This window comes from Variovorax raffinosi (assembly GCF_051216615.1).
Lineage (GTDB): Bacteria > Pseudomonadota > Gammaproteobacteria > Burkholderiales > Burkholderiaceae_C > Variovorax.
Genome location: NZ_JBPJZR010000001.1, coordinates 21,343 through 48,112, shown reverse-complemented (window position 1 = coordinate 48,112; position 26,770 = coordinate 21,343). Strand labels below are relative to the sequence as shown.

The window sequence follows — 26,770 nt, the reverse complement described above, 5'->3', positions numbered from 1 at the left end:
CATGTCGAGCCTTTCGATTTCACCCGGCGCCCCATCGATGCAGCCACTCGCACTGTCGCCCGCATTGGGCTTCGATGTCAGCCATGCCTCGGGTCGCTGGCTGGCCTGGCTGATGCGCGTCACCGAATACCTGGCCGGCGTGGTGTTGGCCATCGACGTGGTGGTGGTCTTCATCTCGGTGATCTTTCGCTACTTCCTGCACGACCCCTTCGACTGGGCGGAGGAGGTGGCGCGCGCGCTGATGGTCATCCAGGTGTTCTTCGGCGCGGCCACGGTGCTCGCGCGCAGCCAGCACGTGGGCGTGGACCTGTTCCGCGGCATGCTGCCGGCGCGCTGGCAGCCGGCGCTGATCCAGTTGGGCAGCTGGATCATCGTGGGCGTGTCGGCGAGCCTCTTTGCTTCGTCGTGCGAACTGCTGGTCGACTCGTACAGCATGACGACATCGATCGGCCTGCCGCAGTGGATCTACGTTTACCCGGTGACCATCGGCAGCCTGTTCATGACGCTGTTCGGGCTGGCCAATGCGGTCAACGGCCCGTCGCGCCGGGTGTGGGGCACGCTGGGCGTGGGCATCGCGCTCACGGCGGCGGTGGTGGCATGGAACACGCTCATGACCGACCACGCGATCCCGCCATGGGCGCTGCTCACCGCCGGCTTCGTCGGCGGCATGGCATTGGGCATGCCCATCGCCTTCGTGCTGGCGCTGTCGTCGCTGGTGTTCTTCATGGCCGACCCGTCGCTGCCCATGCTGGTCTATTCGCAGCAGGTGATGGCGGGCACCGACCACTACGTGCTGCTGGCCATTCCGTTCTTTGTGCTGGCCGGTCTGCTGATGGAGGCCAACGGCATGTCGTCGCGGCTCATCGAACTGCTGCTGCGCATGTTCGGGCGGCTGCGCGGCGGGCTGGGGCTCATCACCATCACGGCCACTGCCTTCTTCTCGGGCGTGTCGGGCTCCAAGCTGGCCGACATCGCGGCGGTGGGCGGCATCATCATGCCGGCCGTGCGCAAGACCAGGCAGGACCCGAACGAAACAGCCGGCCTGCTGGCCTGCACCGCGGTGATGGCCGAGACCATTCCGCCGTGCATCAACATGATCATCATGGGCTTCGTGGCGAACATCTCGATTGCCGGGCTGTTCATGGCCGGGCTGGTGCCGGCGGTGGTGATGGCCGTGTCGCTCGCGGCGGTGACCATCTACGTGGGCACCAAGATCAACCCCGACGAGGCCTTCGACGTGCGCACGCCGATGTTCCGCCTGCTCGGCGGCGCGCTGGTGGCGCTGGTGATGGTGGCCATGATCGGCAAGGGCGTGACCTCGGGCATCGCGACCTCGACCGAGGTGTCGTCCTTCGCGGTGATCTACGCGCTGGTGGTGGGCTGGCTGGCCTTTCGCGAGCTGACGGTGAAGTCGGTGGCGCGGCTCTTCGTGCGTTCTGCGTCGATGGCCGGCGGCATTCTCTTCATCGTGGCGGCGGCGTCGAGCCTGTCGTTTGCGCTCACGATCCAGCAGATTCCGCAGTACCTGTCGGAGTTCATGATCGGCTTTGCGCATTCGTACGGCAGCACGATGTTCGTGATGCTGTCAGTGCTCATCATGATCGTGTTCGGTGCCATCCTGGAAGGCGCGCCCGCGCTCATCATCTTCGGCCCGCTGCTCACGCCCATCGCTTCGCAGCTCGGCGTGAACCCGCTGCACTTCGGCACGGTGATGGTCATTGCCATGGGCTTCGGCCTGTTCGCACCGCCCGTGGGCCTGGGCCTGTTTGCCACTTGCGCCATCACCGGCACGCAGGTGAAGGACGTGGCCCGGCCGATGTTGAAATACCTTGCGGTGTTGTTCGTTACCCTCGTGGTGCTGGTCCTCGTGCCGGCGTTCTCCACGTGGCTGCCGATGCGCGTGGGGTTGTGATCGACCCAAGAGACAGACATCGATAGAACAGGAAAGATTCCGTGAGCAGAATCAGTGACGTCGCCCAGCGGGCGGGGGTTTCAACCAGCACCGTGTCGAACGTGTTGAACGGACGCGGCGACCGCATGGCCAAGGAGACGCTGGCCCGCGTGGAGGCCGCGATCCGCGAACTCAAGTACCGGCCCAACACTTCGGCACGGCAGCTCAAGACCGGGCACACGCCACTCATCGGCCTGCTGGTGCCCTCGATGGCCAACCCGATGTACGGCTTCATTGCCCGCGAGGTCGAAAGCCTGGCGCAAGAGCGCTACGGCTTTCGCATCATGATCGGCAACACGTACCGCGATGCCGGCAAGGAGGCGCATTTCTTCGAGGACCTGATGGCGCACGGCGTGCGCGGCGTCATCATCATTTCGTCGCTGATCGACGAGCAGCATGTGGAAGCCGCCGCCGAGCGCGGGCTGGTGGTGGTGAGCTACGACCGGCGCGCCACGCCGGGCGTGCCTTCGGTCATCGACCATGTGACGGTCGACAGCTTCGAGTCGTCGCGCATCGCGACCGCGCATTTGATCGAGCAGGGGCACCGCAGGCTGGCCTTCGTCACGCCCTCGGGCCGCACCATGAGCCGGAACGAGAAGATCAACGGCTTTCTGGTGGCGGCAAAGAGCGCGGGCCTCGAAGGCAGCGCGCAGGTCATCGAGGGCCTGCCGGTGGACGAGTACGGCGACTCGATGATGAGCGAGCTGGGCCGCATGCAGGCCAGCCAACTCGCCGGTTCGGCCGAGCGGCCCACGGGCGTGGTGGGCGTCAACGACCTGCTGGCCTTCGGCCTGATGGCGGGCTTTCGCGATGCGGGCCTTTCGGTGCCGCAGGACGTGTCGGTCGTCGGTATCGACAACGTTTTTCTCTCGATGCTGATGCACCCGGCCATGACCTCGGTGCGCGTGCCCGTGCCCGAGATGGCGCAGGTGATGGTCGAGCGGGTGATGAGCCGGCTGGCCGATCCGTCGATGCCGACATCGGAGTTCGTGTTTGCGCCCACGCTGGTGGCGCGCGATTCGGTGGCGCCGCCGCGCGCTTGAACCCCTTCTTTTTTCTTCTTGTGAGCAAAGTCGTTTTTTCATGACCACGGTTTTCGTCAGCCATCCGCAGAGCAAGCTCGCTTCCTATTTCGGCGACCGGGCCATCGCCGCCCTGCAGGCCATCGCGCAGGTGCGCTTCAACCCGACCGACACCGACCTGTCGTCGCACGAACTGGCGGAGCTGGCGCGTGATTGCGATGCGATCATTTCCTACCGCCAGACGGTGGGCGACGAAGCGCTGTTCGCCGCGCTGCCGCAGCTCAAGGCCTTCGTGCGCTGTGCCATCGACATCCGCAACATCGACGTGGCTTCGGCCAGCCGGCACGGCGTGCTGGTCACGCAGGCGAGCGCGGGCTTCATCGCGTCGGTGTCCGAATGGATCGTGGGCGCAATGATCGATCTGGGGCGGCACATCAGCGCATCGACCGCGCTGTATCACGCGGGCCAGCCCGTGGTGCCGGTGATGGGGCGCGAGTTGCGCGGCAGCACGCTGGGCGTGATCGGCTTCGGCCAGATCAGCCGCTACTTGTGCGACATCGCGCTGGCGCTGGGCATGCGCATCGTGGTGCACGACCCGTACACCGCAACCGGCCGCGCGGAGTTCGCGCAGGTCGGTCTCGATGAATTGCTGGCCCAGTCCGATTTCGTCGTGTGCCTCGCGGCCGCCACCGAAGCGACCGAGAACATGATGAATGCGAAGGCCTTCGCCGCGATGCAGCCGCATGCCTTCTTCATCAATGCCGCGCGCGGCAACCTCGTGGACGAAGACGCGCTGCTCGCCGCGCTCGACGCCGGCACCATCGCCGGCTGCGCGCTGGACGTGGGCCGCGCGCCCGACCAGATGCCGTCGCCGCGCGTGGCGGTGCACCCGCGCGTGATCGCATCGCCGCACGTCGGTGGGCTCACGCCGCCGGCCGTCGAACACCAGGCGATGGAAACCGTGTCGCAACTGGCCGAGATTTTTCAGGGCAGGGCGCCCAAGGGCGCGGTCAATGCGGCCGAGGCCCGGCGCTGGCGGCAGGCCTACGGCGCACGCGACTGACCGATCCGACCGACATCACAACAACTCGAAGAGACGCTCCATGGAACCGACCCTGAACACGCGCTACGCCGGCGCTTGCGACTGCCACGTCCACATCTACGAAGACCGCTTTCCGCTGATTCCCAACGTGGCGTGGGTGCCGCCGCATTCGCCGGTGTCGGCCTACCGGGCACAGGTGCAAGAGCCGCTGGGCATCGACCGCGCGGTGGTCGTGCAGCCGACCGGCTACGGTTTCGACAACAGTTGCACGCTCGATGCGCTGGCGCAGTTCGGTGATTCGGCGCGCGGCATTGCATTGGTCGCGCCCGAAGTGAGCGATGAAGAGATTGCGCGCCTGCATGCCGGTGGCATGCGCGGCGTGCGCTACATGATGATCGGCGGCGTGCTGGCCTGGGAGTCGCTCGAACCGATGGCCGCGCGGCTGGCCAATGCCGAATGGATGGTCAACCTGCAGCTCGACGGCCGCACGATGCCCGAACACGAAGAGGTGCTCAAGCGCCTGCCGTGCCGGCTGGTGCTGGATCACAACGGCAAGTTCCTGGAGCCGGTGGCGCCGTCGCATCCGTCGTTCCAGTCGCTGCTGCGCGTGCTCGATTCGGGGCGCGTGTGGATCAAGCTGTCGGCGCCGTACGAAACCTCGAAGACCGGTGCGCCCGGCTATGACGACGTCAGCCTGCTGGCGCGCACGCTGGCCGAGAAGTTTCCCGAGCGCTGCCTGTGGGCCAGCAACTGGCCGCACCCGGGACGCAACCCGGTGCCGGCGAACGTGCCGCTGTACGACCTGCTGTTCTCGTGGGCGACGAGCGATGACACGCGCCGCCGCATCCTCGTGGACAACCCGGCCGCGCTGTACGGCTTTTAGTCAGCGCGCCCGACCAGCAGGCGCTGCGGCCCCGAGCCTTCGGCGCCGAGCTTGTCGAGCGGGTTGCGCAGCTTGCACCGGTCGATCGACAGGCAGCCGCAGCCGATGCAGTCGTCCAGCGTATCGCGCAGCTTCTTCAACTGCGCCATGCGCTCATCGAGTTCGGCCCGCCACGCGGCGGACAGCCGCGCCCAGTCTGCCCGGCTGGGCGCATCCGTCGCGGGGAGGGTAGCCAGTGCCGCGCCGATTGCGGCAAGCGAAATGCCTACCCTTTGCGCCACGCGCACGAAGGCCACGCGCCGCAGCATGGTGCGTGCATAGCGGCGCTGGTTGCCCGGCGTGCGCGAACTGCTGATCAGCCCCTGTGCTTCGTAGAAGTGCAGGGTGGACACCGGCACGCCGCTGCGGCGGGCCACTTCGCCGACGGTGAGCACGGGGGAGATGCCGGCCTCTTGCAGTGCAACGTTCATGAGAAAACCTCTTGACCTCAACTTTGCTTGAGGTTTGAGAATACCTTCAGCGCCCGAACCCGAGGCGCATTTCTCAACAAGGAATTGCCATGTCGAATGAACCCACCGCCGTTTCGTCCGCCCCAGTTTTTCGCATCGACAAGTTCGTCGTGCCTACCGACGTGCTGCCGGCGTTCGTCGCCCAGATGCAGCGCGTTCAGCAGACGTTGCGCACCTTGCCGGGCTGCCTGCGCACCCACGTGCTGAACCAGACCGGCGGCACCGGCGAGTTCAACGTGGTGACGATGGTCGAGTGGGCGAACGCCGAGGCCGTGGCCTCCGCAGCGGTGTTCGTGAAGCAGAAGTTTGCGGAAGAAGGGTTTGATCCTGTCGCGTTCACGAAGAACGCGGGCGTGCGCTCCGACCTGGGCTTCTACGGCGTGGCCTGATAATCGGCGCTTCCCGTTTTCTGAATCTCATCAGGTAAGCCACGCGTGTCGAAGCCAACCTGCCCCTGGACTTCGACCAGCCTTTCCCGGCTGTGCTGCGCCTGTGTTCGAACGCTATTACCGCGAACTGCTGAGTTTTCTCTCCCGAAAGGTGTCCGACCGCGCCACCGCGGCCGACCTGGCGCAGGAGAGCTATGTGCGCGTGTACGAGGCGCAGCGCACGGGCAGCGTGGTGCGCGATCCGCGTGCGCTGCTCTATCGCACGGCCCGCAACCTGGTCACCGACCACCATCGCCGCACCGGCGTGCGCGCCGGCTTCGACGGAGCCGGGCCCGGGCCCCAAGAGGACGCGGTTGAACTCGACGACTGCATCGGCCCTTCGACCTTCGAGCCCGACACCATCCTTTCTTCCGGACAGGGGCTGGCAGCTATGGTTGCGACCATCGACCGATTGCCTCCGCGCTGCCGCGAGGCCTTCGTGCTCTACAAGTTCGACGGCCTTTCCTACGCGGAAGTCGCGCAGCGCATGGGCATTTCGGTTCGCACGGTCGAGATGCAACTGCGCATTGCCATGGATGCATGCTGGGCGTGCCTGGACGAGGCGAACGGCGCCGGGCGATGAGCGACAACTACAAGAGCGAACGCGCGAGCGACACGGTGCACCCACGAGACCCGCTACAGGGTTTTGCACCGCTCGCGCGTCTACATCCATAGGAGAGCTCGCCGAGCCATGACCCCATCGTTGCCACCGTCGGAAGAAGCATCGCGCCTGCGCCAGGAGGTGCTGGAGTGGTTCGTTCGCCGCCATCGCGAGGAATGGAGCACGCGTGACGAGCGGCTTTTCCGGAACTGGATCGGCGCGGACCCTCAACACGCCGATGCCTACCGCCAATGGGAATCGCGCTGGAAAGCCTTCGACGCGATTTCACCGGAGACGGTTGCGACCTGGCGCGAGGGCTTTGCGGGGAACCAGAACGCGCCCACGCGGCGCAGCTTCCTGAAGCCGGCGTTTGCGCTGGCCGCCGCGGGCGTGGTCGCCGGTGGCAGCTACCTGGGGTGGAGCCATCTGCAGGCGCAGCCGGTGTTCATGCAGGCTTTCGGCACCCAGCGCGGGCAGCAACTCGAAGTGCCGTTGCCCGATGGCACGGTGCTCCGGCTGGACACCGCCACGCGGCTGGAGGTGCGCTATTTCCGCGAGCGCCGCGAGGTCCGGCTGATCGACGGGCAGGCGGTGTTTGCGGTGCAGTCCGATGCGCGGCGTCCGTTCGATGTGCTGGCCGGGCCGCTGCATGTGCGCGTGGTCGGCACGCGTTTCGCGGTGCGGCACACGCCGGGCATTGCGGGTGCCGAGGGCGCGCGCGTGTCGGTGGAAGAGGGCAAGGTGCGGGTCACGCGGAGGGAGAGGGCGCCGGACGGCAGTTGGGGCGAGCCCTCCGTCGCGTCATTGGGAAGCGCGGTCTTCCTCACGGCCGGCCAGCAGGTGGAAAGCGATCCGCAGGGCGCATTGGCCGCCGTATCGGCCGTTCCCGGCGACGGCATCGCGCCGTGGCGCGAGCACCGGCTGAGCTTTGTCGACACGCCGCTGGCGCGCGCATTGGCCGAGCTGGAGCGCTACGGCAACACCGGCCTCGTGGTGCACGACCCGGCCGTGGCCGCACTGCGCCTGAGCGGCACCTTCGATCCTCGGGACGCACGTACCCTGCGGCGCGCGTTGCGGAGCGCCTTGCCCGTGCGGCTCAAGGGCGACGGGCCGGTCGCCGAGATCGTGCCGGCGCCTTAGCCAGCGCGCCCCGAAAGCGACGGGGCCACAAATTTTTAACCAGGGTTACCGTATTTCCGGCAGCTCGTGCGTCAGCCAGATAAGAACCATTTGTATTCTCTAACTGGAAGACGTTGATGAACCGCTTGAAGATGACGCCGGCGCCGCTGGCCCTGGCCATTGCACTCGCCTTGGCGAGTGCACCGCTGCGCGCCCAGAGCCAGGGCACGCCGCCCGGCGTACCGCTGCAGATCAGCATTGCCGCCCAGCCGCTGGCCGAGGCGCTGAACGACTGGGCACGGCAGACCCGCATCCAGCTTGTCGTGCAGCAGAGCCTGGTGGCCGGCAAGACCGCGCCAGCCATCTCCGGCAGCCTGACGCCGCGCCAGGCGCTCGACCGCCTGCTCGCCGGCAGCGGGCTGGCCGCGACCATGGAAGGCAACGCCGCCGTGATCAAGACGGCGCCCGCGGCGTCGGGCACATCGACGCTGCCGGCCGTCACTGTGGTGGCCGATGGCGAAGAAAGCGCCACGGGGCGCGTGCAGGGCTACCTGGCCAAACGCAGCGCCACAGGCACCAAGACCGACACGCCGATCATCGAGACGCCGCAGTCGATCTCGGTGATCACGGCCGACCGCATCGAGGCCATCGGCGCCACCAACCTCAAGGATGCGCTGGGCTACACGCCGGGCGTCTCGACCACGACCTACGGCGCCGATTCGCGCTACGACTGGATCTCGCTGCGGGGCTTCGACGCCTATTCGCCGGGCTTCTACCTCGACGGCCTGCCGCTGCGCAACAACGGCACCTGGGGCGTGTGGCGCACCGAGAACTACGGCGCCGAGCGCATCGAACTGCTGCGCGGCCCCTCGTCGGTGCTGTACGGCATGAGCGGTCCGGGCGGGGTGGTGAACGTGGTCAGCAAGCGCCCGACGGCAGAGCCGGTGCGCGAGCTGCAACTGCAGGTTGGTGACCGCGCGCGCCGCCAGGTCGCGGGCGACTTCGCGGGTGCGCTGGATGCCGACGGCAAGGTGCTCTACCGCATCACCGGCCTGCTGCGCGACGCGCAACTGCCCGCCGCCAAGGAGGCGGATGACCGCACCTACATTGCGCCGTCGCTCACCTGGAAACCGTCGAGCGATACGACGCTGACGCTGCTCTCGCAGTTCAGCCGCACCCGCGGCGGGGTCTACACCCGCGCACGTCCGAAGGTCGGCTCGCTGGAGCCGACCAGGATCGGCACCTACATTCCTTCGTCGCTGTTCACGGGCGAGCCCTGGTTCGATCATTTCAACCAGGACCAGGAAATGATCGGCTACCAGTTCGAGCATCGCATCAACGACACCTGGACCGTGCGGCAGAACGCGCGCTACGCCCACCAGAAAATGGACTACCGGAGCGTGCAGGCGTCCAACTTCCTGACCGTGAATCCCGACAGCGCGACGGACCCGGCCAACTTCCAGATCCTGTCGAGAAGGAGCTTCGGCAGCCGCGAGAACATCGGTGCCGTGGCCCTGGACAACCAGGCGCAGGCCGACTTCCGGCTGGGCGACACGCAGCACAAGGTGCTGGTCGGCCTGGACTACCAGCGCACCCGCATCGACCAGATCACCTTCAGCGGCGGCAGCGCGTCGCCGCTCAGCGTTCACGCGCCGGCGTACGGCGGCTGGGTCAAGGAGGCGGCCCCGTACTTCGACGGCATCAGCCGCCTGAGCCAGACCGGCCTGTACCTGCAGGACCAGATCAAGTGGGGCGACCGCTGGACGCTGACGCTCGGCGGCCGCTACGACAGCGCCGACAGCAACGTGCACAGCCGGCTGGACGGCTCGGACACCCGCATCAAGGACCACAAGTTCACAAGCCGCGCGGGCCTGGTCTATCTGCACCCGAGCGGCTGGGCACCGTATCTGAGCTACTCGGAGTCGTTCGCGCCGACCGCGACCATCGATCCGGTCTCGCGCGATCCGTTCAAGCCCGAAAGCGGCCGGCAGTACGAAGCGGGCATCCGCTACCAGCCGCCTGGCCGCAAGGAGCTTTACAGCGCGGCCATCTTCGATCTGCGGCGCAAGAACTACATCAGCTTCAACCAGGAGTCCGTGCCCAAGCAGACGGGTGAGATCTCGGTGCGCGGCCTGGAGCTGGAAGCCACGACCGAGCTGGTGTCGCGCATGAACCTCACGGCCTCCTACAGCTACACGCCCCGGGCCATCGTCACGGCCAGCAGCAACCCGAGCGAGATCGGCAAGCAGGCCACGGCCGTGCCTCGCCACAGGCTGTCGGTGTGGGCGGATTACCGCTTCGCCAACGGCTTGAAGGTCGGGCTGGGTGCGCGCTACACCGGCACGAACCGCGGCGATGGCGAGTCGGTGGCGCCGAACAAGGTACCCGCGTCCACGGTGCTCGACGCCATGCTCGGCTACGACATCGACCACTGGAGCCTGGCGCTGAATCTGCGCAACCTCACCAACAAGAACTACATCGCCAACTGCGGCTATGGCAACTGCTACTACGGCTATCCGCGCACCGTGACCGCCACGGCAACGTACCGCTGGTAACCGCCTGCGCGGGCCTTCAGCGCACCGACCGGCCTTGCATCAGCAGGTGCCGCCCAAGCGTCTCGAAGGCCGGCAGCGTGACCGGATCGTTGGCCGAGTTGCCGGCCACCGGATGCGAGGCATAGCGCACGATCACCATCTCCGCCTTCGGATCGATGTAGATGCGTTGGCCGTGCACGCCGCGCGCCATGTAGGCGCCGTGGTCGTTGTGCGTGACCCACCACATGTCGCGGTAGCTCCAGCCCTTCAGCAGCGGATAGCCGCCCTTGACGAAGGCGGCCTTGTCGCCGCCGCGGCGGATGTCGTCGACCGCGGCCTTGGGCACGATCTGCTGGCCGTTGAAGCGGCCGTCGTTGCGCAGCATTTCGCCGAAGCGCGCGAGGTCGCGCAGGCCGGTGTTCAGGCCGCCGCCGGCAAACGGCGTGCCGATCGAATCGACGGTGAAGTAGGCATCCTGCTCGGCGCCGAGGCGGCGCCAGATGCGTTCGGACAGCAGTTGCGCCACGTTGCGGCCGGTGGCGCGCGCGATCACCCAGCCGAGCACGTCGGAGTTGACGGTCTTGTAGCCGAAGCCGTCGCCGTGCTTGCCTTCGGGTTGCACGGTCTGCAGGAACTCGTAGTAGCTGCGCGGGCCGGTGTAGTCCTTGGGCTTCGGCAAGGGGTTGCCGGCCTGCGCATGCGCCCAGACTTCGGCGTTCGGGTCGGCATAGTCCTCGCTGAACTTGAGCCCGGTGGTCATGTCGAGCACCTGGCGCACCGTGGCGTTGCCGAAGGCGGACTTGGCCAGTTCGGGCACGTACTCGGCCACCTGCTTGCCGGCATCGAGCTTGCCTTCGGCCACCAGCATCGCGCCGAGCGTGCCGACCACCGACTTGGTGACCGACATGGCGCCATGCTGGCCGTCGTCCTTCAGCACGCCGAAGTAGCGTTCGTAGACGATGCGCCCACGGTGCAGCACCACGATGCCGTCGGTGTAGGTGGCGGCGAGCGATTGCTCCCAGCTCATGGGCGCCGTTGCGCCGAGCGGCGTGAAGCTGAGCGCGTCGATGTCCTTGCGCAAGGCCGAGGGCAGGGCGACGGGCGCGCCGAGGCCGCGCGAGACGTTCACGGTCGGCATCAACTGGCGGAAGTTCGACACGCTCCAGCGCATCGCGGGGAACCGGAAATAGCTGCCGTCGTCGAAGCGCAGCGTGCGGTCGGCGGGCGGGGGCGAGCCGGTCATCCAGCCGAGTGCGGCGGGGTCGCTGGCGGCAGCATCGGGAAAGGTCGCGGTGTCGGCCGCACCGGCCGCATGCGCTGCGAAGGCGACGAGGCCCGCGAGCATGACCGCGTTGCGTCTGAAGCTGCTTTGGAGGGTGGCGAGCATGGTGATGGCACAGGAGTGAACGGGCATTGTGGCCCGCCATGTCCCATGGGAACTTCTCCCTGACAGCCGCCGCGCGGCTTGACAAGGGCCGGCCCGCGATTTGATACTGAACTCTCAGGTTCATCATCCAAGCGAAGGACACCCCATGCAAAAGATCGTTCCCTGCCTCTGGTTCGACGGCAACGGCGAAGACGCGCTGAAGTTCTACACCGCCATCTTTCCGAATTCGCGCATGACAGACAAACTGCTCTGGGGCGACACCAACCCCAGCCTGAAGGGCTCGCTGCTCACCGCGATCTTCGAGTTGCAGGGGCAGGAGTTCATGGTGATCAACGGCGGGCCGCAGTACAAGTTCAACCCGGCCATCTCGATGTACCTGCGGTGCGAGACGCAGGCCGAGGTCGACAACTACTGGAACAAGCTGCTCGAAGGCGGCGGCCAGCCGGTGCAGTGCGGCTGGCTCACCGACCGTTACGGCGTGTCCTGGCAGATCGTTCCCGACGGCCTGATCGAGATGTTCCAGGACAAGGACCCGGCCAAGGCCGCCCGCGCGATGCAGGCGATGATGAAGATGGTCAAGCTCGACATCGCAGAGGCGCGCAAGGCCTTCGACGGCGCGTGATGCGCCGTCGCTGCCGTGATGTGGCGGCTACACCAGTCGGTGAATCGCCTTCTTGCGCCACACCAGCTGGTAGTACGCGGTCTGCAGCAGCAGCATCGTGCCGAAGGTCACGGGGTAGGCGATCCAGATGCCGTCCAGCCCGAAGCGGTGGCTCATGGCATACGCCACCGGCACTTCCACGCCGAGGATGCAAAAGACCGAGATCAGCGTGGGCACCAGCACCGAGCCGCTGGCCCGCATGATCCCCGACAGCGCCGCGGCCATGCCGAACAGCACCAGGCTCCACAGCATGATGTGCAGCAGCGTCTGCGCGATCTCGATCACCGGCGCGCTGGTGATGAAGAAGCCCATCAGGTGGCGCGAGAACAGGTAGCCCAGCAGCACGAGGCTGCCGGTCAGCACCAGGTTCATCAGCATCGCGGTCTTGGCGATGGCGCCGAGGCGGTTGGCGCGGCCGGCGCCGATGGCTTGCGCGCCTAGGATCGATGCGGCAATGGCAATCGAGATCGCGGGGAACTGCACGTACGCCACCACCTGGTTCACTGCGCCGTAGGCGGCCGTGGCGTTCGAGCCGTAGCTGTTGACCATCGACAGCAGCACCACTTCGGCCAGCGCCACCACGATCATCTGCACGCCGGTGGGCACGCCGATCCGGAGCACGGCTTTCAGCAACTGCGGCTGGATGCGCATGTTGCGCAAGAACTCGGCGTCGGGCGCCAGCGGGCTCTTGCGATGGCGCAACCGGAAGCCCAGCCACAACGTGGCCACCACGAAGGCCACCACCGTGGCCCAGGCGCCGCTGGCCACGCCAAGTTGCGGCAGGCCACCCCAGCCGCGAATGAGTGCGGGCGTGACCATCAGCCCGATCAGCGTGGAGATGACCAGCGTGAACAGCGGCGTGACGGTGTCGCCCACGCCGCGCAGCATGGCGGTGGACAGCAGGAACAGGAAGAGGCCGGGCATCGCGATGAGCATGATGCGGGCGTAGCGCGTGGAGTCGGCCAGCACGTCGGGCGGCGTGCCCAGCATGGCCAGCATCGGCGTGGTGAAGACGCCGCCGAACACCGCGATCACCAGGCCCATCAGGATGCCCACCGTGAGCGTGGTGCCGGCCACGGCCTTGACCTTGGCGACATCGCGCGCGCCCCAGGCCTGGCCGATCAGCACCGACGCACCGGCGCCCAGGCCGATGATGAAGGCGATGAAGAAGAACATCACCGGGAAGAAGCTCGACACCGCCGCCAGCGCGCCCACGCCGAGCATCTGCCCGACATAGATGTTGTTGAGCGTGCCCGACAGCGATTGCAGGATGTTGCTGAGCAGCATCGGTGCAAGGAAGAAAAGAAAAACCTTCCACAGCGGACGCGCGGCCCCGACGGGCGCCACGGGCACGCCTTGCAGCCCGCTCTTGCCGGTGCTGGTGGATTCAGGGGTTGCGCTCATGCACGGCTCCAGACGGGGGCAGACAGTTTTTGCAGATGGGCGCGCAGGTCGATGGGCCAGGGCTCGATGAGATTGCCGAAGCGTTGCTCATCGCCGGCAAACAGTGCGCGGGTGGCTTCCTCGAAGCCGGGCAGGTTGCCCGCGATCGCGGTCATCACGCGGTAGGTGGCTTCTTGCGCCGTGCGCACGGTGTCGCGGTCGGCGTGCACGCGGCGCGCGTCGTCGACCAGCTTGCGCAACGCGACCGAGGCGCCGCCGGGTTGGCGGCCCAGCCAGTCCCAGTGGCGCGGCAGCAGGGTGACTTCGCGCGCGACCACGCCCAGCTTGGGCCTGCCGACACCGCGCGGTGCTTCGTCGCGGTGTTCGTGGCCGGCGTGGGGCGCGTCGGCATCGGGCATCTCGCGCAGGTCGAGGTCGAGCTGCGCGCCGGTCTGGTCGTCGAACACGAGGCAGGACGGCGTGTCGCCGAGTTCGCGCAATTGGGCAAGCACTTCGGCTTTGGTGCCGTGCGCGATGCGCCGGAAACCGGCGAAGGCGGTCAGGGTGGTAACAGGGTCGTCTGGTGACATGGCGGATGTTCTGTTTTTAGGGGCCGGGCGAAACGAGGTGCGTAATCTACCCGTTGGCGCGCTCAGGTGTGCGAAGCGTCCTGCCCGCAGAGTGCGACGAGCGCGGCGTCGATTTCCGGCAGGCGTTGCGGGTCCAGCGGACGCAGCGCTTTTGCGCAGATGGCCTCGACGGTGATGCGCGCTTCCTGCGCCAGTTGCCTGCCACCAGAGCGGATGGCCGCGAAGCGGCGGCCGTCTTCGCCAGGTGCTGCCTCGCGTTCGGCCAGCCCGATTTTTTCGAGCGTGATCATCTTGCGGATCAGGCCCGACATCGACAGGCCGAGCAGGCGCGCGAGATCGGCCATCGGCATGCGGCCATCGTTGGATTGCGCAAGCAGGTGGAGCAGGGTGAAGTCGCCATAGTTCAGCCCGTGGAAGGCGCCGAGGTCTTCGTCGAGCTTCAGGGTCAGGCTGGCATGGGCGCGGCTGAGGTGGAGGCAAAAGCCCAGTGCGTCGATGCTCATGGCGTGTTGTATCCATTCACGCCGGTGCACTGGAGTTCTTCACTCCACAGCAGGAGCAGCTTTTCAAGCTCGGCCTTGCGGTCGAAGGCCGGATCGTCGCGCTCCTTGACCCTGTCTATCACCTCGAAGCTGAAATGCGCCGCGCCGTGCGTGGCCCAGTCGCGTCCCAGCGCCTTGTTGCGGTGAGAGCGCTGGTTCAGCTCGAAGCGGGCGCGGTTCATGGCGCCTTCGATGTCGAGGCTGCCGCCCACGTAGACGCGGCCGTCCAGCATGTTGCGGATGACGAAGACGCCGGCAGGGCGCACCGTCTCCTTGTATGTCTTTGTGAGGGCGCGTCGTGTTTCTTGAGGCAGGTTCATGCCTCAAATATTACCCGGGTTAAATTGAATTTGCAATATACCCGGGTAAAAATAAGAGTCTCAGCCGGCCCTCAAGCGCTGCCATCCACGGACGACGCGCCGGTTGAGCGCTCGTACCACGCGCCATGGACGGCTCTGGCGAACGCGCGTCAGCACATGGTCTTTCCAGGTTTTCCAGCGCGGATACCAGCGGGCGAACCAGCCGATGCGCATCAGCGGGCCTTCGACCAGTTGGAAGATCCGCGCCACGATGGCCGTGCCGACCAGCTTGGCCAGCACCAGCACCGTCACGCCACTGGCGGCATGTCCACGGCCGAAGAGGAAAAGGGCCAGCAGCTTGACCGGCAGCAGCAGGAGCATCGGCACGAAGAACGCCAGCAGTGCGCCCCAGGGCGGCAGCTTGCGCAGCCGGTCTTCGAGGCGCGCCCACAGGGGCAGGCGGGACAGTCGCGCCATCAGCGCGGCCAATGGCCCCCATCCCCATTCCTCGAAAAGCAGGAAGGGCACGAGGACCACGGTGGCGATGGCGCGGATCAGGGCACGCAGGGCGCGCATGAAAGGTGTCATGCGCCAAGGGTACGGCAACGCGCGGCCACAGCGGCATTGGCTGCCGCCCGGCGCGCGTGGCCTGCGCTACCTACTTTCCGGCTGGCCGGAAGAACAGGTATTCGCCGCGTCCCAGTTCAGGTGTCAGCTCGTAGCCGTTGCAAAGGTCGCTGACGCACTGGAGGATGACGACGCGCGGCCAGATGGTCGCTGCCGTCGGAAAGCCTGGCATGTACTGCGGCACGTGCCACACGCCGTAGTCGCCGACCGGCTGGGCGTTCTCGGTGCCGTTGGCGTTCTGCAGGCCGCTGCCCATGTTCATGCGTTCGACACGCAGGTTGTAGGGGGATGGCGCCGCGGCCACTGCCGCGGCCGCAGCCGTTGCCACGCAACAAGCCGCCATCCAGAGGAGTACGGTCCTGATGGTCATCATGGACTCCTTGCGGTCATTGCGGGACAGCCGTTGCCTGCGGTGCCGTCGCGATGTCGCCGACCGGTTCTGAAAGCAGGCGCGTCACGCGGGCGGCTTCAAGGTCCTTCGCATCGATGGGCGCCACCGTGGCGCTGGCAACGGGCATCGTCACTGCCGCCGGTGCGTCTTCCACTGGCACGCTGGCGGCCACGGGTTGCATCACCGGCTGCGGCGCGGGCGCTGCCTGGGCGATCGGCGCGGGCGGTGGCGGCAACGGCGCTGGCGCGGGGGCGACCACAGGCACGGCCACGGGCGGCTGCACCATCGCGACCGGGGCAACCGGAGCCGGTGGCGGCACAACGGCGGCAACCGGCGGTGCGGGCCGTGCAGCGACCGGCGGCGCGGCGCCTGTTGCCGAAGCCTGCGGTCCGTAGGCGCTCGTGCGTTCGTCCAGGGTCATCGATTGCGGGCATTTCGTGCCCGTCATCTCCAGGGCCGCCTGGGCCGCCGGGTCCATGCAGTCCATCGCGAGCGAGGCTGCCTTCATGCCCTTGTTCCACAGCTCGCGGCTCATCTTCAGGCGCTTGCAGTGCTCGTCCGTCCAGGTGGTGCCGAAACTGAGACCGACACCCGGCCCATTGGCGCTGGCGCTCGTGCTGCCCATGCAGGTGTCGTTGCTGGTGGTCAGGTTGGGCCCGTTGACCGACGGCACGTTCTTGATCGTGTAGCTGCCCTGGTAGTCGACGGTGCTCGTCGTGGCGCCCGTGTTGTTGACGTTCTGGTTCAACGTCGACCGGGTGTCTGCAGGGGTGTTGGTGTTGAAGTTCACGGCCTGGCTGTTGCCTTGGGCTGACGTGGTGGCTGAGCTCTGTGACTGGTTGTTGGCACCGCCCGCCGTGGTTTGCGCCATCACGGCACCCGCGGACAAGCCCAGCAAGGTCAGGACAATAAGTTTTTTCATGTTCTCAACTCCTTTGGATGCCGGGGAGGGGCGGGCCCCTCCCCATTTCTGAGTACAACAACCGGGGCCGTCTCGCTCAGGGAGCCGATGCGGTTGCGCCAGCGCCAGCCAGGCCGCCGGTGCCGCCACCGTTGCTGAAGCCACCGGCATTGCCGAAGTGGATGTTGGTCACGCCGAAGGAGCCGCCGGTCGAGCCCGCCGTCGCCGACGTCGTGGTGCCGTTGATCGGCCCGTTGATGGCGCCGGACGATGCGTTGAAGCCCGACGTCGTCGTCGAGGTCCGCGTCACCACCGCAAGACCGCCGCCAGGACCCGAGGCTGTTGCAGCCGTGTTGTTGGTGCTGGAGCCGGCCGCGCCGCCTGCACTGCCACTCACGTGGGTCGCGCCACCAGCGCTGTAGTTGGCATTGGCTGCCGCGCCCGCATTGGCCGAGGCGTTGGCTCCGCCCGCTGCGACGCCGTTGCCCGTCGTTGCAGCCACGCTGGTCACCTTGCCGGTGGTGGTCGCCGAACCGCCAGCCGTTGCACCGCCGATGGCGAAGCCCGGGACGGCGAAGGCGCCGCCTGACGCATTGGCGTTGGCCGACGAGCTGGACGTGGCCGCGTTGTAGCTCAACGCGCTGCCCGTGCCTGAACTGGCGGCCACGGAACCTGCAGAGCTGGAGGAACCGGTCGTGGTGCTGGTAGCGGCAAGGGCCGTGCTGCTGACAGTTGCCGAGGCAACGCCGGCGACCAGAACCACTGCCATCGCGATAAGAGTCTTCTTCATGATGCTTCCTCGAAAGTGTGTGAAACAAACCTGATCGCCGGGGGAATCCGGCCATCAGCTAACGGTCAGTGAACGCGGAATGAAATGTTTCCGTGGCGACCGGGATGAAGTTTCAGCGTCGAGTGGCAAACAAAAAATGCCTCAGGCTGGGTAGTGCGAGGCTATGGCGAAAGGACTGGATAAGGCCCCTCGGCGGGCTTTCAGCAGACCGCTTTCCCATGCGGTAACCGCGACGAAAACTACAACTTTCGATGGACATAGAAAGTGAGTAGCAACAAAATGCAACCAAAGTAATCAAAAAATCAGAAACTCGGAATCTGAGTAGAAATGAATTAACTTTTGGTCACGAACACGGTGATTCGTTTGTCACAAAGGGGCTGAAATGGAAAGCGAACTCGACATTTCATTGACAGACATCGGAAGCGGGGCTAGAAAATTTTCCAACCCCGGACAGTTCGGCGGGCTGCTTGCGCCGTCTGCCGACACGCTCCCATGGCCTGATTTCCTGACCGGTCAACAGACCAAGCCAGTGCGCGTTTTGCTGGTGGACGACGACCCTTTCGTGCGTCGCGTCATCGCCCAGGAATTGCTGAGCGATCTGCGCATTCAGCTCGAAGGGCAGGCCGGTACCCTGCGCGAAGGACGGCGTCTCCTGATGCAACATGAGTTCGACGTGCTCATGGTCGACATCCGGCTGGGCGACGGCAGCGGCTTCGAGCTGATCGAAGACGCCAAGAAGCACCGCAGCGCGGCCGAAATCATCGTCATCTCCGCGCTCGAAGACGAACCCCAGGTGCTGCATGCCTTCGAGCTGGGCGCCTCCGGCTACCTCGTCAAGAACGCGTGGTTCCAGAGCTATGCGCAGGCCGTGCTGCAGGTGGTGAACGGCGGTGCCGCCATCACCCCGCGGCTGGCGCGCCGGCTGCTCGTTCACCTGGACCACAAGCGCTCCAACGTGAACCCGGTTCGCCCGCCGGACAGCAAGGCGACGCTGTCGGCACGGGAGCGCGAAGTGTTGCGACTTGTAGCGACGGGGTACGTAACCGAAGAGATCGCGCTGCAGCTCACCATCAGCGCCCAGACGGTTAACGCACACGTCAAGAACATCTACCGCAAGCTGCACGCCCACACCCGGGCGCAGGCCGTGAGCTTCGCATCGCACCGGGGTCTTCTGTAGGCCATGCCATGTTCGCGCCGCAAGTCTTTCATCTGCCGCACTTTCTGGAAGACCAGTACGTGTGGCTGTCGATCGCCTCGTGGTGCGTGCTGCTGAGCTGGCTGTGGCCGCGCGTCTCGCGCCGGCGGATGCTGACCTGGATCGGGCTGGCCGCCGCGCTGCACCTGACGCCGGTGACGGCGCAGGTGATCCGGGCCACCTCGGCCATCACGGTGCTTGCGCACGACATGCCGGTGACCTTCTGGGCGTTGCAGTGCGTCAACGTGGTGGTGCTGTGCATGGTCGTGAGCATCTGGTACGTCTCCCAGCGCCGGGTGGCGCGCTACCGGCAGGTGCAGGCCGTCATGCAGGAGCGCCGCCGCATCGCCAGCGACCTGCATGACGGCGTGGGCTCCCGGCTGGTGGCGCTGCTGGCCAGCCAGGATCCGAAGAAATCCACCGAGCCCGACGGGCTGTCGATGGCGCTGCAGGACTGCCTGCTCGAGTTGCAGATGACGGTGGACGACCTGGACGACCAGACCTCCGCCAGCGTCGTCGAAAGGCTGGGCCACCTGCGCTACCGGCTGCAGCCGGCATTCGACCGGCTCGGCATCGCCCTGGAATGGCACATCCCCACCGCAGCCCACACATGCCCCTTGCCGCCCGAAACCGCCGTGCAGATCTGCCGGGTGGCGCAGGAAGCCCTGTCCAACGCGCTGCGCCACTCGCACGCCACCCGCGTCGAGCTGCACTTCGGCCCGCAAGGCCGCGGCGCGCACGGACTGGTGCTGGAGGTGCGCGACAACGGGCGCGGGCTGCAGACCTCGGCCGCCGTGCCGGCAACCGAACATCTGGGCAAGGGGCTGCGCAGCATGCGTTCACGGGCCGACGCCGTGCACGGGGAGCTGGCGGTCATGGACTTCGCGCCGCACGGCCTGTGCATCCGCCTGCTAATACCGTGCCCTGAAGCACTGCTGGCCAGCGTGCCGCCCGAGTCCGAAAGCATGCTGTAACACGCCCGCCGGGCCACCCGGACGGGGCCGGCTCGCGCCTATGGCAAACTCCCGCGCTTTGCCAGGGACGCGCTCAAGACATGCAGAAAATCATTCGCCAGCTTGCCGCCGAAATCAAGGTTGGCGAGCATCAGGTGAAGGCCGCCATCGAACTGCTCGACGGGGGCGCCACGGTTCCATTCATCGCCCGCTACCGCAAGGAGGCCACCGACGGCCTGGACGACATCCAGCTGCGTGAGCTGGAGGCCCGCCTTTCCTACCTGCGCGAACTCGAAGACCGCCGCGCGGCGGTGATCAAGAGCATCGACGAGCAGGGCAAGCTCACCGCAGAGCTGCGCGCCGCGATCGAATTCGCGCCGACCAAGCAGGAACTGGAAGACCTGTACCTGCCGTTCAAGCAAAAGCGCCGCACCAAGGGCCAGATCGCCCGCGAATTCGGCATCGAGCCGCTGGCCGACAAGCTGCTGGCCGACCCGATGCTCGACCCGGCGGTGGAAGCCAAGGCCTTCCTGCAGCCCGCCACCACGCTGGACGACGGCAAGCCGGGCCCTGATTTTTCGACTGTGCCCCTGGTGCTCGACGGCGTGCGCGACATCCTGTCCGAACGCTGGGCCGAAGACGCGGCGCTGGTGCAGGGCCTGCGCGAATGGCTCTGGACCGAAGGCCTGCTCAAGTCCAGCCTGATGGCCGGCAAGGACGAGAACAACGCCGACATCTCCAAGTTTCGCGACTACTTCGAGTACGACGAGCCCATCGGCCGAGTGCCCTCGCACCGCGCGCTGGCCGTGTTCCGTGGACGCGCGCTCGACATCCTCGACGCCAAGCTGGTGCTGCCGGTCGAGCCCGAACCGGGCAAGCCCAGCGTGGCCGAAGGCCGCATCGCTTTGCACCTGGGCTGGAGCCATGCGGCTCGCCCGGCCGATGACCTGATCCGCAAGTGCGTGGCCTGGACCTGGCGCGTGAAGCTCGCGCTGTCGACCGAGCGCGACCTGTTCACCCGCCTGCGTGAAGACGCCGAAAAAGTGGCGATCAAGGTGTTTGCCGACAACCTGCGTGACCTGCTGCTGGCCGCACCCGCCGGCCCGCGCGTCGTGATGGGGCTCGACCCGGGCATCCGCACTGGCGTGAAGGTGGCCGTGGTCGATTCGACCGGCAAGCTGGTCGAAACCGCCACCGTGTTCCCGCACGAACCGCGCAAGGACTGGGAAGGCTCGCTGCATACCCTCGGCAAGCTGTGCGCCAAGCACGGCGTGAACCTCATCGCCATCGGCAACGGCACCGCCAGCCGCGAAACCGACAAGCTGGCCGCCGACCTCATCAAGCTGCTGGCCAAGATGGCCGAACAGGCCGGCGCGCCCGAGATCAAGGTCGACAAGGTCGTCGTCAGCGAGGCGGGCGCATCCGTGTACTCGGCCAGCGAATTCGCCTCGCAGGAAATGCCCGACGTCGATGTGAGCCTGCGCGGCGCCGCGTCCATTGCGCGCCGCCTGCAAGACCCGCTGGCCGAACTCGTGAAGATCGACCCCAAGAGCATCGGCGTGGGCCAGTACCAGCACGACGTGAACCAGAGCGAACTCACGCGCACGCTGCACACGGTGGTCGAAGACTGCGTGAACTCGGTGGGCGTGGACCTCAACACCGCGAGCGTGCCGCTGCTGTCGCGCGTCTCGGGCCTGTCGGCCAGCGTGGCCAAGGCGGTGGTGCGCTGGCGCGAATCGAACGGTGCATTTGCCACCCGCAAGCAACTGCTAGACGTGACCGGCTTCGGCCCCAAGGCCTTCGAGCAGAGCGCTGGCTTTTTGCGCATTCGCGGCGGCACTGATCCGCTGGACGTGACCGGCGTGCACCCTGAAACCTATCCGCTGGTCGAGCAGATCATCGTCAAGACCGGCAAGCCGATCGCCGAGTTGATGGGCCGCGCGGAAATGCTCAAGACACTCAAGCCCGAGCTGTTCGCCAACGAGAAGTTCGGCGTGATCACGGTCAAGGACATCCTGGGCGAACTCGAAAAGCCAGGCCGCGACCCGCGCCCCGACTTCAAGGTGGCGCGCTTCAACGACGGCGTGGACGACATCAAGGACCTGGTCGAAGGAATGATCCTCGAAGGCACCGTGAGCAACGTGGCCCAGTTCGGCGCCTTCATCGACCTGGGCGTGCACCAGGACGGCCTGGTGCATGTGAGCCAGCTCAGCCACAAGTTCGTCAACGACGCGCGCGAAGTCGTCAAGACCGGCGACATCGTCAAAGTCAAGGTGATGGAAGTGGACGTGGCGCGCAAGCGCATCGGCCTGTCGATGAAGCTCGACGCAGCGCCCGCGCGCCGCGACGGCCCGCGCGACAACCGCTTTGAAGGCGCAGGCCGTGGCCAGCAGCAGCAACCGCGCCGCGACAACTCGCCGCAACCCGCCGGCCAGATGGCCAGCGCCTTCGCCAAGCTGCAAGGGCTGCGCAAGTAAGCCGTGATGCACGGTTCTTGCTGAGCCCCCCGGCATGATGAAAGCACTGCGCATCTACGCCGGGCCCACGGCCCGCAAGCACATCGAGCAGCACGGCCTGCGCCCGCAGGACATCCGCACCATCCCCGGTGCGGCGGGCGGGCCCAAGGGCCTGATCCTCGGGCCGCTCGACCGCTTCATCTTCGGCCGCTGGCTCACGCAGTCGAGCCAGCAGGTGCATCTGGTGGGCGCGTCGATCGGCGCCTGGCGGCTCTCGACGGCCTGCCTGTCGGACCCGGAAACCGCCTTCCAGCGCTTCGAGCACGACTACGTGCGCCAGCAGTTCGAGGTGCCGCCGGGGCAGAAGCGGCTCAGCCCGCATCAGCTCAGCGAGCGCTTTGCGCAGAGCCTCGAAGACTTCTACGGCGGGCGCATCGACGAGGTGCTGAACCACCCGCGCTATCGCCTGCATGTGGTGACCTCGCGCGGGCGCCACATCCTCGGGCGCGAGGGCAGGGCGCGCACGCCCGTCGGCTACCTGGGCGCCTTTGCCAGCAACAGCCTGCACCGCAAGAGCCTGGGCGCTTGGCTGGAGCGCTGCGTGTTCTCCACGCCCGGCGCGGCCTTGCCTTTCGGCACAAAGGATTTCCGCACGCGCCAGCACGCGCTGAGCCAGGCCAACTTCAACATGGTGCTGCAGGCCTCGTGTTCCATTCCGTTCTTGCTGGCGGCGGTGCACGACATTCCGGGCGCGCCGCGCGGTGCCTACTGGGACGGCGGCATCACCGACTACCACCTGCATCTTGACTACCAGCCGGCCGACGACGGCATCGTGCTGTATCCGCATTTTCAAAAGGCGGTGGTGCCGGGCTGGCTCGACAAGGGCCTGCGCTGGCGCCACAAGTCCACCGGTTTTCTCGACCGCATGGTGGTGCTCGCGCCCGACTCGGAATGGGTGAAGTCGCTGCCCAACGGCAAGCTGCCCGACCGCAAGGACTTCATCCGCTTCGCCAACGATGCGCAGGCGCGCATCACGGCCTGGAGCCGGGCCACGCGCGAGGCGCAGCGGCTGTCGGACGAGTTCGAAGGCTGGCTTGCCAACGGGCGCGCGCCCGAAGTTCTTCCGCTCTGAGTCGCCAAGAGCGCATGCCGCCGGGCAAACCCTGAACGGGCGGCGCAGGTGGCGCTTCGAGAATGGTTCGATCCATTCAGAAGCAACGAAGACACCAAAACCACCATGCCTCACGCCACGCTGACCCGCCGCCGATTCACGCTCGCCACCGCAGCGGCCAGCCTTGCCCTTCCGTCCTTCGCGCAAAGCGCATGGCCGAGCAAGCCGATCCGCATCGTCGTGCCCTACACGCCGGGCGGCTTCACCGACCAGATGGCGCGGCTGGTGCAGATCGGCCTGCAGACGCGGCTGGGCCAGCCGGTGCTGGTCGACAACAAGCCCGGCGCCAACAGCCTGATCGGCGTCGATGCCATCGCCAAGGCCGCGCCCGACGGCAGCACCTTCGGCGTCGTCATCGCGGCCTATGCGGCCAACACCACGCTGTATCCCAAGCTGCCCTATGACCCGAACAAGGACCTTGTGGGCGTTTCGCTGATGGGCATCTCGCCCTTGCTGGCGGCGGTCAGCATCAATGCACCGTTCAAGACCGCGCGCGAACTCATCGACTACGCGCGTGCGAATCCGGGCAAGGTGAGCTTCGGCTCATCGGGCAACGGCTCGGCCGCGCACCTGACCACCGAGCTGTGGAAGTCGCTCACGCAGACCTACATGATCCACATCCCGTACCGTGGCGCCATGCCCGCGCTGACGGATTTGATGGGCGGGCAGATCCAGTTGTTCTTCGACGCACCCACCGGCCTCATCAACCAGGCCAAGGCGGGCAAGGTGCGGCTGATCGGCGTTGCGGGCGACAAGCGCCTGCCGGCCGTGCCCGACGTGCCGACCTTCGTGGAGCAAGGCTTCGCGGGCTTCACCGGCAGCACCTGGGCCGGCATGCTGGCACCGGCGGGCACGCCGCGCGACATCGTCAAGCGCATGTCGGAAGAGGTGGCGCGCATCATCCGAAGCGACGACACGCGCGCCAGGCTCGACGCCATGGGCACGATTCCGGCCGGCAGCACGCCCGAGGAGTTCGACGCCTTCATCACCGCCGAGACCGCCAAGTGGGGCAAGGTCATCCGCACGGCGGGTGTGAAAGCCGAGTAACGCGCCCAGCTTCAGTGTGGCGGCGGCGTGCCGGAGGCGCTTCGCTTCTGATCCGCCAGCGCCAGCGGCGCCGCGCAATCGAGGATGTTCACGTGCACCGCGTCGCCCACCTTCGGCCCGGCACCCGCAGGCCAGCGCCCCGTGCCCAGCGAGCGCGTGTGCACCCCGCCGTTGCGATAGCGCACGACGGCATAAGGCGCGGTGGCGCCACCGTCCGCGCCGCAATCGCGGTCGACCGTGCTGGCCAGCTCGCCGGCTTGCCCCACGCTCACGACCTGCGCGGCCCGCCAGCCGGCCGAGTGATCGAAGGAATGCGCGTCCATGGCCGTGCAGCCGCCGAGCGCCAACGCCCACAGCATGACGACCCGTCCCGTGCTGGTCATGGCACCGGTCCGATCGCGGCGGTGGCCTGGATCTCGACGCGGTACTCGGAGTCGATCAGCTTGGCGCCCACCGTGGCGCGCGCCGGCGTGTGGCCTGCGGGCACCCACTCGTCCCACACCGAGTTCATTGCGGCGTAGTCGCCCACGGTGCGCAGGTAGATGGTCACGCTCACCAGGTCTTTCTTGGTGGCGCCTTGCGTGGCGAGCATGCCGTCGATGTGGTTCAGGATCTCGCGCATCTGGCCCGTGATGTCGAGCGAGGGGTTCTCGGCCACCTGGCCCGACAGGTAGAGCAGGCGTGCCGTGCCGAGGTCGACGACCACCATTTCGCTGAAGCGCGCTCCCATCTCGTGGCGAATGATGTTCATGGCGATGTGGACTTCGATGCAGTTGCGATGGATGAGTGTGAGGCAGAAGCGGCGGCCACGCTGTCCGCCGGCGCATTCCACCAGCCGCCGCCCAGCGCCTGGAAGAGGGCGGCCGCATCGGTCAGCCGGAGCGCGCGCGCCTGCACGAGGTTGAGCAGCGCCTGCTGCTGGGCCTGCTGCGCCAGCCGCAACGACAGTGCGCTCGCATCGCCCAGTTGCACCTGCTTGCGGGTGCGCGCGAGGCTTTGCGACGCGGTGCGCTCGGCCTTGATGGCGGCTTGCAGCGCGCGGGTGTCGGCGTCGATGGCTTCGAGCGTATTGGCCACGTCCTGGAACGCGGCCAGCACGGTGGCGCGGTACTGGGCCGCGGCCTGGTCGAACGAGGCGCGGGCAGCGGCTTCGCGGTGCTTGAGCGCGCCGCCGTCGAACAGCGGCTGCGTCACGCTGCCGGCAATCGTCCAGAACAGCGACGACGACTTGAAGAGCTGCGACAGCGTGTAGGCCGACGAGCCATAGGCATTCACGCCCAGCGTCACGTTGGGCAGGCGCGCCGCAACGGCCACGCCGATGCCGGCGCTGGCGGCCTGCAACTGCGCCTCGGCCGCGCGCACGTCGGGGCGATGCTCGACCAGGGTGGACGGCAGCGTCAGCGGCAGTTCGTTGGGCAACTGGAGTGCATCCAGCTCGAAGTGCGCCGCCACGCCTTCGCTGGGGTAGCGGCCGGCCAGCGTGGCGAGCAGGTTGCGCTGCTGCGCGAGTTGCTTGTCGATCGGCGGCAGCGTGGCTTCGGTGGCGGCCAGCGAGGCTTCTTGCGTGTCGACATCGGCCAGCGCCACCTGCCCGAGCGATTGCTGCTTGCGGAAGGCCTGCAGCATCTCTTTCTGCCCATCGATGATCGCGAGCGTGGCGCGCTGCTGCGCGCGCAGCGAGGCTTCGGTGATGGCAGCCGCCACCACGTTGCTGCTGAGCGAAAGCCGCGCGGCCAATGCCTGGAAGCGCTGCTGCTCGCTCTGCGCCTGCGCGCCTTCGACCTGCCGGCGCGTGGCGCCGAACACGTCGGGCGTGTACGACACCGTCACCTGCGCCGTGTGCAGCGTGTACAGGTTCGCGTTCGACGACACCGGGCTTGCCACCGCGCTTGCCACGCGCTGACGCGTGGGTGCGTAGTTCAGCGCCACGCTTGGCCAGAACGCGGCCTGGTTGGCGGCCTCGTTCTCGCGCGCCACGCGCAGCGCGGCATCGGCCGCTTCGATGGTCGGGTTGCCGGCCAGGCTCTGCGTGACCAGTGCGTTCAGCGGCTCGGAGCGAAAGGCCTGCCACCATTGCGCCGGCACATCGAGGTCGGGCGACAGGCGCGCCAGCGGCACGCCTTCGGCCTCCTGCGTGGCGGGCGGCGCGGCGGTGTACTGCGCGGGCAGGGCCAGCGGCGGCCGCACGTAGTCGGGGCCGACCGCGCAGCCGCTCAGCAGCAACGCAATGCCGGTTGCGACCGCCGTCGCGGCGCCGGGCACGAAGCTTCTTGTTGTCATGGAATGGA

27 protein-coding genes are annotated in these 26,770 nt (G+C 67.1%); 14 read left to right on the top strand and 13 right to left on the bottom strand.

Annotated elements, in window-relative coordinates; genetic code table 11:
* The first annotated feature begins 1 nt into the window (after position 1).
* From ACSFB7_RS00240 to ACSFB7_RS00225, 4 genes are read left to right on the top strand one after another with little or no spacing between them, the layout of a single operon-like run.
* The gene (locus ACSFB7_RS00240; RefSeq protein WP_435465945.1) at positions 2-1,912 is read left to right on the top strand and encodes a TRAP transporter large permease; all 1,911 of its coding nucleotides are present in this window, start codon (positions 2-4) and stop codon (positions 1,910-1,912) included.
* Between the two features lie 41 nt (positions 1,913-1,953).
* The gene (locus ACSFB7_RS00235; RefSeq protein ID WP_435465943.1) at positions 1,954-2,994 is read left to right on the top strand and encodes a LacI family DNA-binding transcriptional regulator; all 1,041 of its coding nucleotides are present in this window, start codon (positions 1,954-1,956) and stop codon (positions 2,992-2,994) included.
* Positions 2,995-3,034: 40 nt separating this feature from the next.
* Positions 3,035-4,036, top strand: coding sequence for an NAD(P)-dependent oxidoreductase (locus tag ACSFB7_RS00230; RefSeq protein ID WP_435465941.1), 1,002 nt, complete (start codon positions 3,035-3,037; stop codon positions 4,034-4,036).
* A gap of 40 nt (positions 4,037-4,076) precedes the next feature.
* A complete protein-coding gene (locus tag ACSFB7_RS00225) occupies positions 4,077-4,898 on the top strand; it encodes an amidohydrolase family protein (RefSeq protein ID WP_435465939.1) in 822 nt (273 codons plus the stop codon).
* Here ACSFB7_RS00225 and soxR read toward each other — a convergent pair.
* Positions 4,895-5,368 carry a redox-sensitive transcriptional activator SoxR gene (soxR, locus tag ACSFB7_RS00220; protein WP_435465937.1) on the bottom strand — a complete coding sequence of 158 codons (474 nt, stop codon included), beginning with the start codon at positions 5,366-5,368 and terminating at the stop codon, positions 4,895-4,897. The two genes, ACSFB7_RS00225 and soxR, sit on opposite strands and share 4 nt — an antisense overlap.
* An 89-nt stretch (positions 5,369-5,457) precedes the next feature.
* Here soxR and ACSFB7_RS00215 point away from each other — a divergent pair, with 89 nt between their 5' ends.
* The 4 genes from ACSFB7_RS00215 (at position 5,458) to ACSFB7_RS00200 (ending at position 10,110) form a co-directional block, all read left to right on the top strand.
* Positions 5,458-5,796 (top strand): antibiotic biosynthesis monooxygenase, encoded by a 339-nt coding sequence (locus tag ACSFB7_RS00215; protein WP_435465935.1) that lies wholly within the window; start codon positions 5,458-5,460, stop codon positions 5,794-5,796.
* A gap of 103 nt (positions 5,797-5,899) precedes the next feature.
* Entirely contained in the window at positions 5,900-6,418 is a 519-nt protein-coding gene (locus tag ACSFB7_RS00210) for an RNA polymerase sigma factor (protein WP_435465933.1), read from the top strand.
* 108 nt (positions 6,419-6,526) lie between these two features.
* The gene (locus tag ACSFB7_RS00205; RefSeq protein ID WP_435465931.1) at positions 6,527-7,576 is read left to right on the top strand and encodes a FecR family protein; all 1,050 of its coding nucleotides are present in this window, start codon (positions 6,527-6,529) and stop codon (positions 7,574-7,576) included.
* 116 nt (positions 7,577-7,692) lie between these two features.
* Positions 7,693-10,110, top strand: a complete 2,418-nt coding sequence (locus tag ACSFB7_RS00200; RefSeq protein WP_435465930.1) for a TonB-dependent siderophore receptor — start codon at positions 7,693-7,695, stop codon at positions 10,108-10,110.
* 16 nt (positions 10,111-10,126) lie between these two features.
* Here ACSFB7_RS00200 and ACSFB7_RS00195 read toward each other — a convergent pair whose 3' ends face one another.
* Positions 10,127-11,476, bottom strand: a complete 1,350-nt coding sequence (locus tag ACSFB7_RS00195) for a serine hydrolase domain-containing protein (protein WP_435465928.1) — start codon at positions 11,474-11,476, stop codon at positions 10,127-10,129.
* A gap of 145 nt (positions 11,477-11,621) precedes the next feature.
* On the opposite strand from ACSFB7_RS00195, the gene ACSFB7_RS00190 reads away from it, so the two are divergent.
* Complete coding sequence (locus ACSFB7_RS00190) at positions 11,622-12,098, top strand: VOC family protein (protein ID WP_435465926.1); 477 nt, start codon at positions 11,622-11,624, stop codon at positions 12,096-12,098.
* 27 nt (positions 12,099-12,125) lie between these two features.
* Here the strand turns inward: ACSFB7_RS00190 and ACSFB7_RS00185 are convergent, their stop codons facing one another.
* From ACSFB7_RS00185 to ACSFB7_RS00150, 8 genes are all read right to left on the bottom strand, one after another.
* Positions 12,126-13,541, bottom strand: a complete 1,416-nt coding sequence (locus ACSFB7_RS00185; protein ID WP_435465924.1) for an MATE family efflux transporter — start codon at positions 13,539-13,541, stop codon at positions 12,126-12,128.
* Positions 13,538-14,110 (bottom strand): DUF2239 family protein, encoded by a 573-nt coding sequence (locus tag ACSFB7_RS00180; RefSeq protein ID WP_435465922.1) that lies wholly within the window; start codon positions 14,108-14,110, stop codon positions 13,538-13,540. The genes ACSFB7_RS00185 and ACSFB7_RS00180 overlap by 4 nt, the downstream gene beginning before the upstream one ends.
* Positions 14,111-14,172: 62 nt before the next feature.
* Complete coding sequence (locus ACSFB7_RS00175; protein ID WP_435465920.1) at positions 14,173-14,613, bottom strand: MarR family winged helix-turn-helix transcriptional regulator; 441 nt, start codon at positions 14,611-14,613, stop codon at positions 14,173-14,175.
* Positions 14,610-14,918 carry a GIY-YIG nuclease family protein gene (locus ACSFB7_RS00170; RefSeq protein WP_435465918.1) on the bottom strand — a complete coding sequence of 103 codons (309 nt, stop codon included), beginning with the start codon at positions 14,916-14,918 and terminating at the stop codon, positions 14,610-14,612. Before ACSFB7_RS00170 ends, ACSFB7_RS00175 begins: the two co-directional genes overlap by 4 nt.
* A gap of 114 nt (positions 14,919-15,032) precedes the next feature.
* A complete protein-coding gene (locus ACSFB7_RS00165; RefSeq protein WP_435465916.1) occupies positions 15,033-15,527 on the bottom strand; it encodes a hypothetical protein in 495 nt (164 codons plus the stop codon).
* 82 nt (positions 15,528-15,609) lie between these two features.
* Positions 15,610-15,948, bottom strand: a complete 339-nt coding sequence (locus tag ACSFB7_RS00160; RefSeq protein ID WP_435465914.1) for a hypothetical protein — start codon at positions 15,946-15,948, stop codon at positions 15,610-15,612.
* 16 nt (positions 15,949-15,964) lie between these two features.
* A complete protein-coding gene (locus tag ACSFB7_RS00155) occupies positions 15,965-16,891 on the bottom strand; it encodes a hypothetical protein (protein WP_435465912.1) in 927 nt (308 codons plus the stop codon).
* Positions 16,892-16,967: 76 nt separating this feature from the next.
* A complete protein-coding gene (locus ACSFB7_RS00150; RefSeq protein WP_435465910.1) occupies positions 16,968-17,660 on the bottom strand; it encodes a hypothetical protein in 693 nt (230 codons plus the stop codon).
* A 382-nt stretch (positions 17,661-18,042) separates the two neighbouring features.
* On the opposite strand from ACSFB7_RS00150, the gene ACSFB7_RS00145 reads away from it, so the two are divergent.
* From ACSFB7_RS00145 to ACSFB7_RS00125, 5 genes are all read left to right on the top strand, one after another.
* A complete protein-coding gene (locus ACSFB7_RS00145; protein WP_435465908.1) occupies positions 18,043-18,837 on the top strand; it encodes a LuxR C-terminal-related transcriptional regulator in 795 nt (264 codons plus the stop codon).
* 8 nt (positions 18,838-18,845) lie between these two features.
* Positions 18,846-19,829, top strand: coding sequence for a sensor histidine kinase (locus ACSFB7_RS00140; protein ID WP_435465906.1), 984 nt, complete (start codon positions 18,846-18,848; stop codon positions 19,827-19,829).
* Positions 19,830-19,909: 80 nt separating this feature from the next.
* On the top strand, positions 19,910-22,285 hold the full coding sequence (locus ACSFB7_RS00135) for a Tex family protein (RefSeq protein WP_435465905.1): 2,376 nt from the start codon (positions 19,910-19,912) through the stop codon (positions 22,283-22,285).
* A 37-nt stretch (positions 22,286-22,322) separates the two neighbouring features.
* Positions 22,323-23,396 (top strand): patatin-like phospholipase domain-containing protein, encoded by a 1,074-nt coding sequence (locus ACSFB7_RS00130; RefSeq protein WP_435468032.1) that lies wholly within the window; start codon positions 22,323-22,325, stop codon positions 23,394-23,396.
* Positions 23,397-23,501: 105 nt separating this feature from the next.
* Positions 23,502-24,482, top strand: coding sequence for a tripartite tricarboxylate transporter substrate binding protein (locus tag ACSFB7_RS00125; RefSeq protein WP_435465904.1), 981 nt, complete (start codon positions 23,502-23,504; stop codon positions 24,480-24,482).
* An 11-nt stretch (positions 24,483-24,493) separates the two neighbouring features.
* Here ACSFB7_RS00125 and ACSFB7_RS00120 read toward each other — a convergent pair whose 3' ends face one another.
* Genes ACSFB7_RS00120 through ACSFB7_RS00110 form a run of 3 tightly spaced genes read right to left on the bottom strand, consistent with a single transcriptional unit; the run spans position 24,494 to position 26,762 of the window.
* The gene (locus tag ACSFB7_RS00120) at positions 24,494-24,865 is read right to left on the bottom strand and encodes a hypothetical protein (RefSeq protein ID WP_435465903.1); all 372 of its coding nucleotides are present in this window, start codon (positions 24,863-24,865) and stop codon (positions 24,494-24,496) included.
* Positions 24,862-25,233, bottom strand: a complete 372-nt coding sequence (locus ACSFB7_RS00115; protein ID WP_435465901.1) for a RidA family protein — start codon at positions 25,231-25,233, stop codon at positions 24,862-24,864. The genes ACSFB7_RS00120 and ACSFB7_RS00115 overlap by 4 nt, the downstream gene beginning before the upstream one ends.
* Positions 25,230-26,762: an efflux transporter outer membrane subunit gene (locus ACSFB7_RS00110; RefSeq protein ID WP_435465899.1), complete on the bottom strand. Its 1,533-nt coding sequence runs from the start codon at positions 26,760-26,762 to the stop codon at positions 25,230-25,232. Before ACSFB7_RS00110 ends, ACSFB7_RS00115 begins: the two co-directional genes overlap by 4 nt.
* Positions 26,763-26,770: the final 8 nt, after the last annotated feature.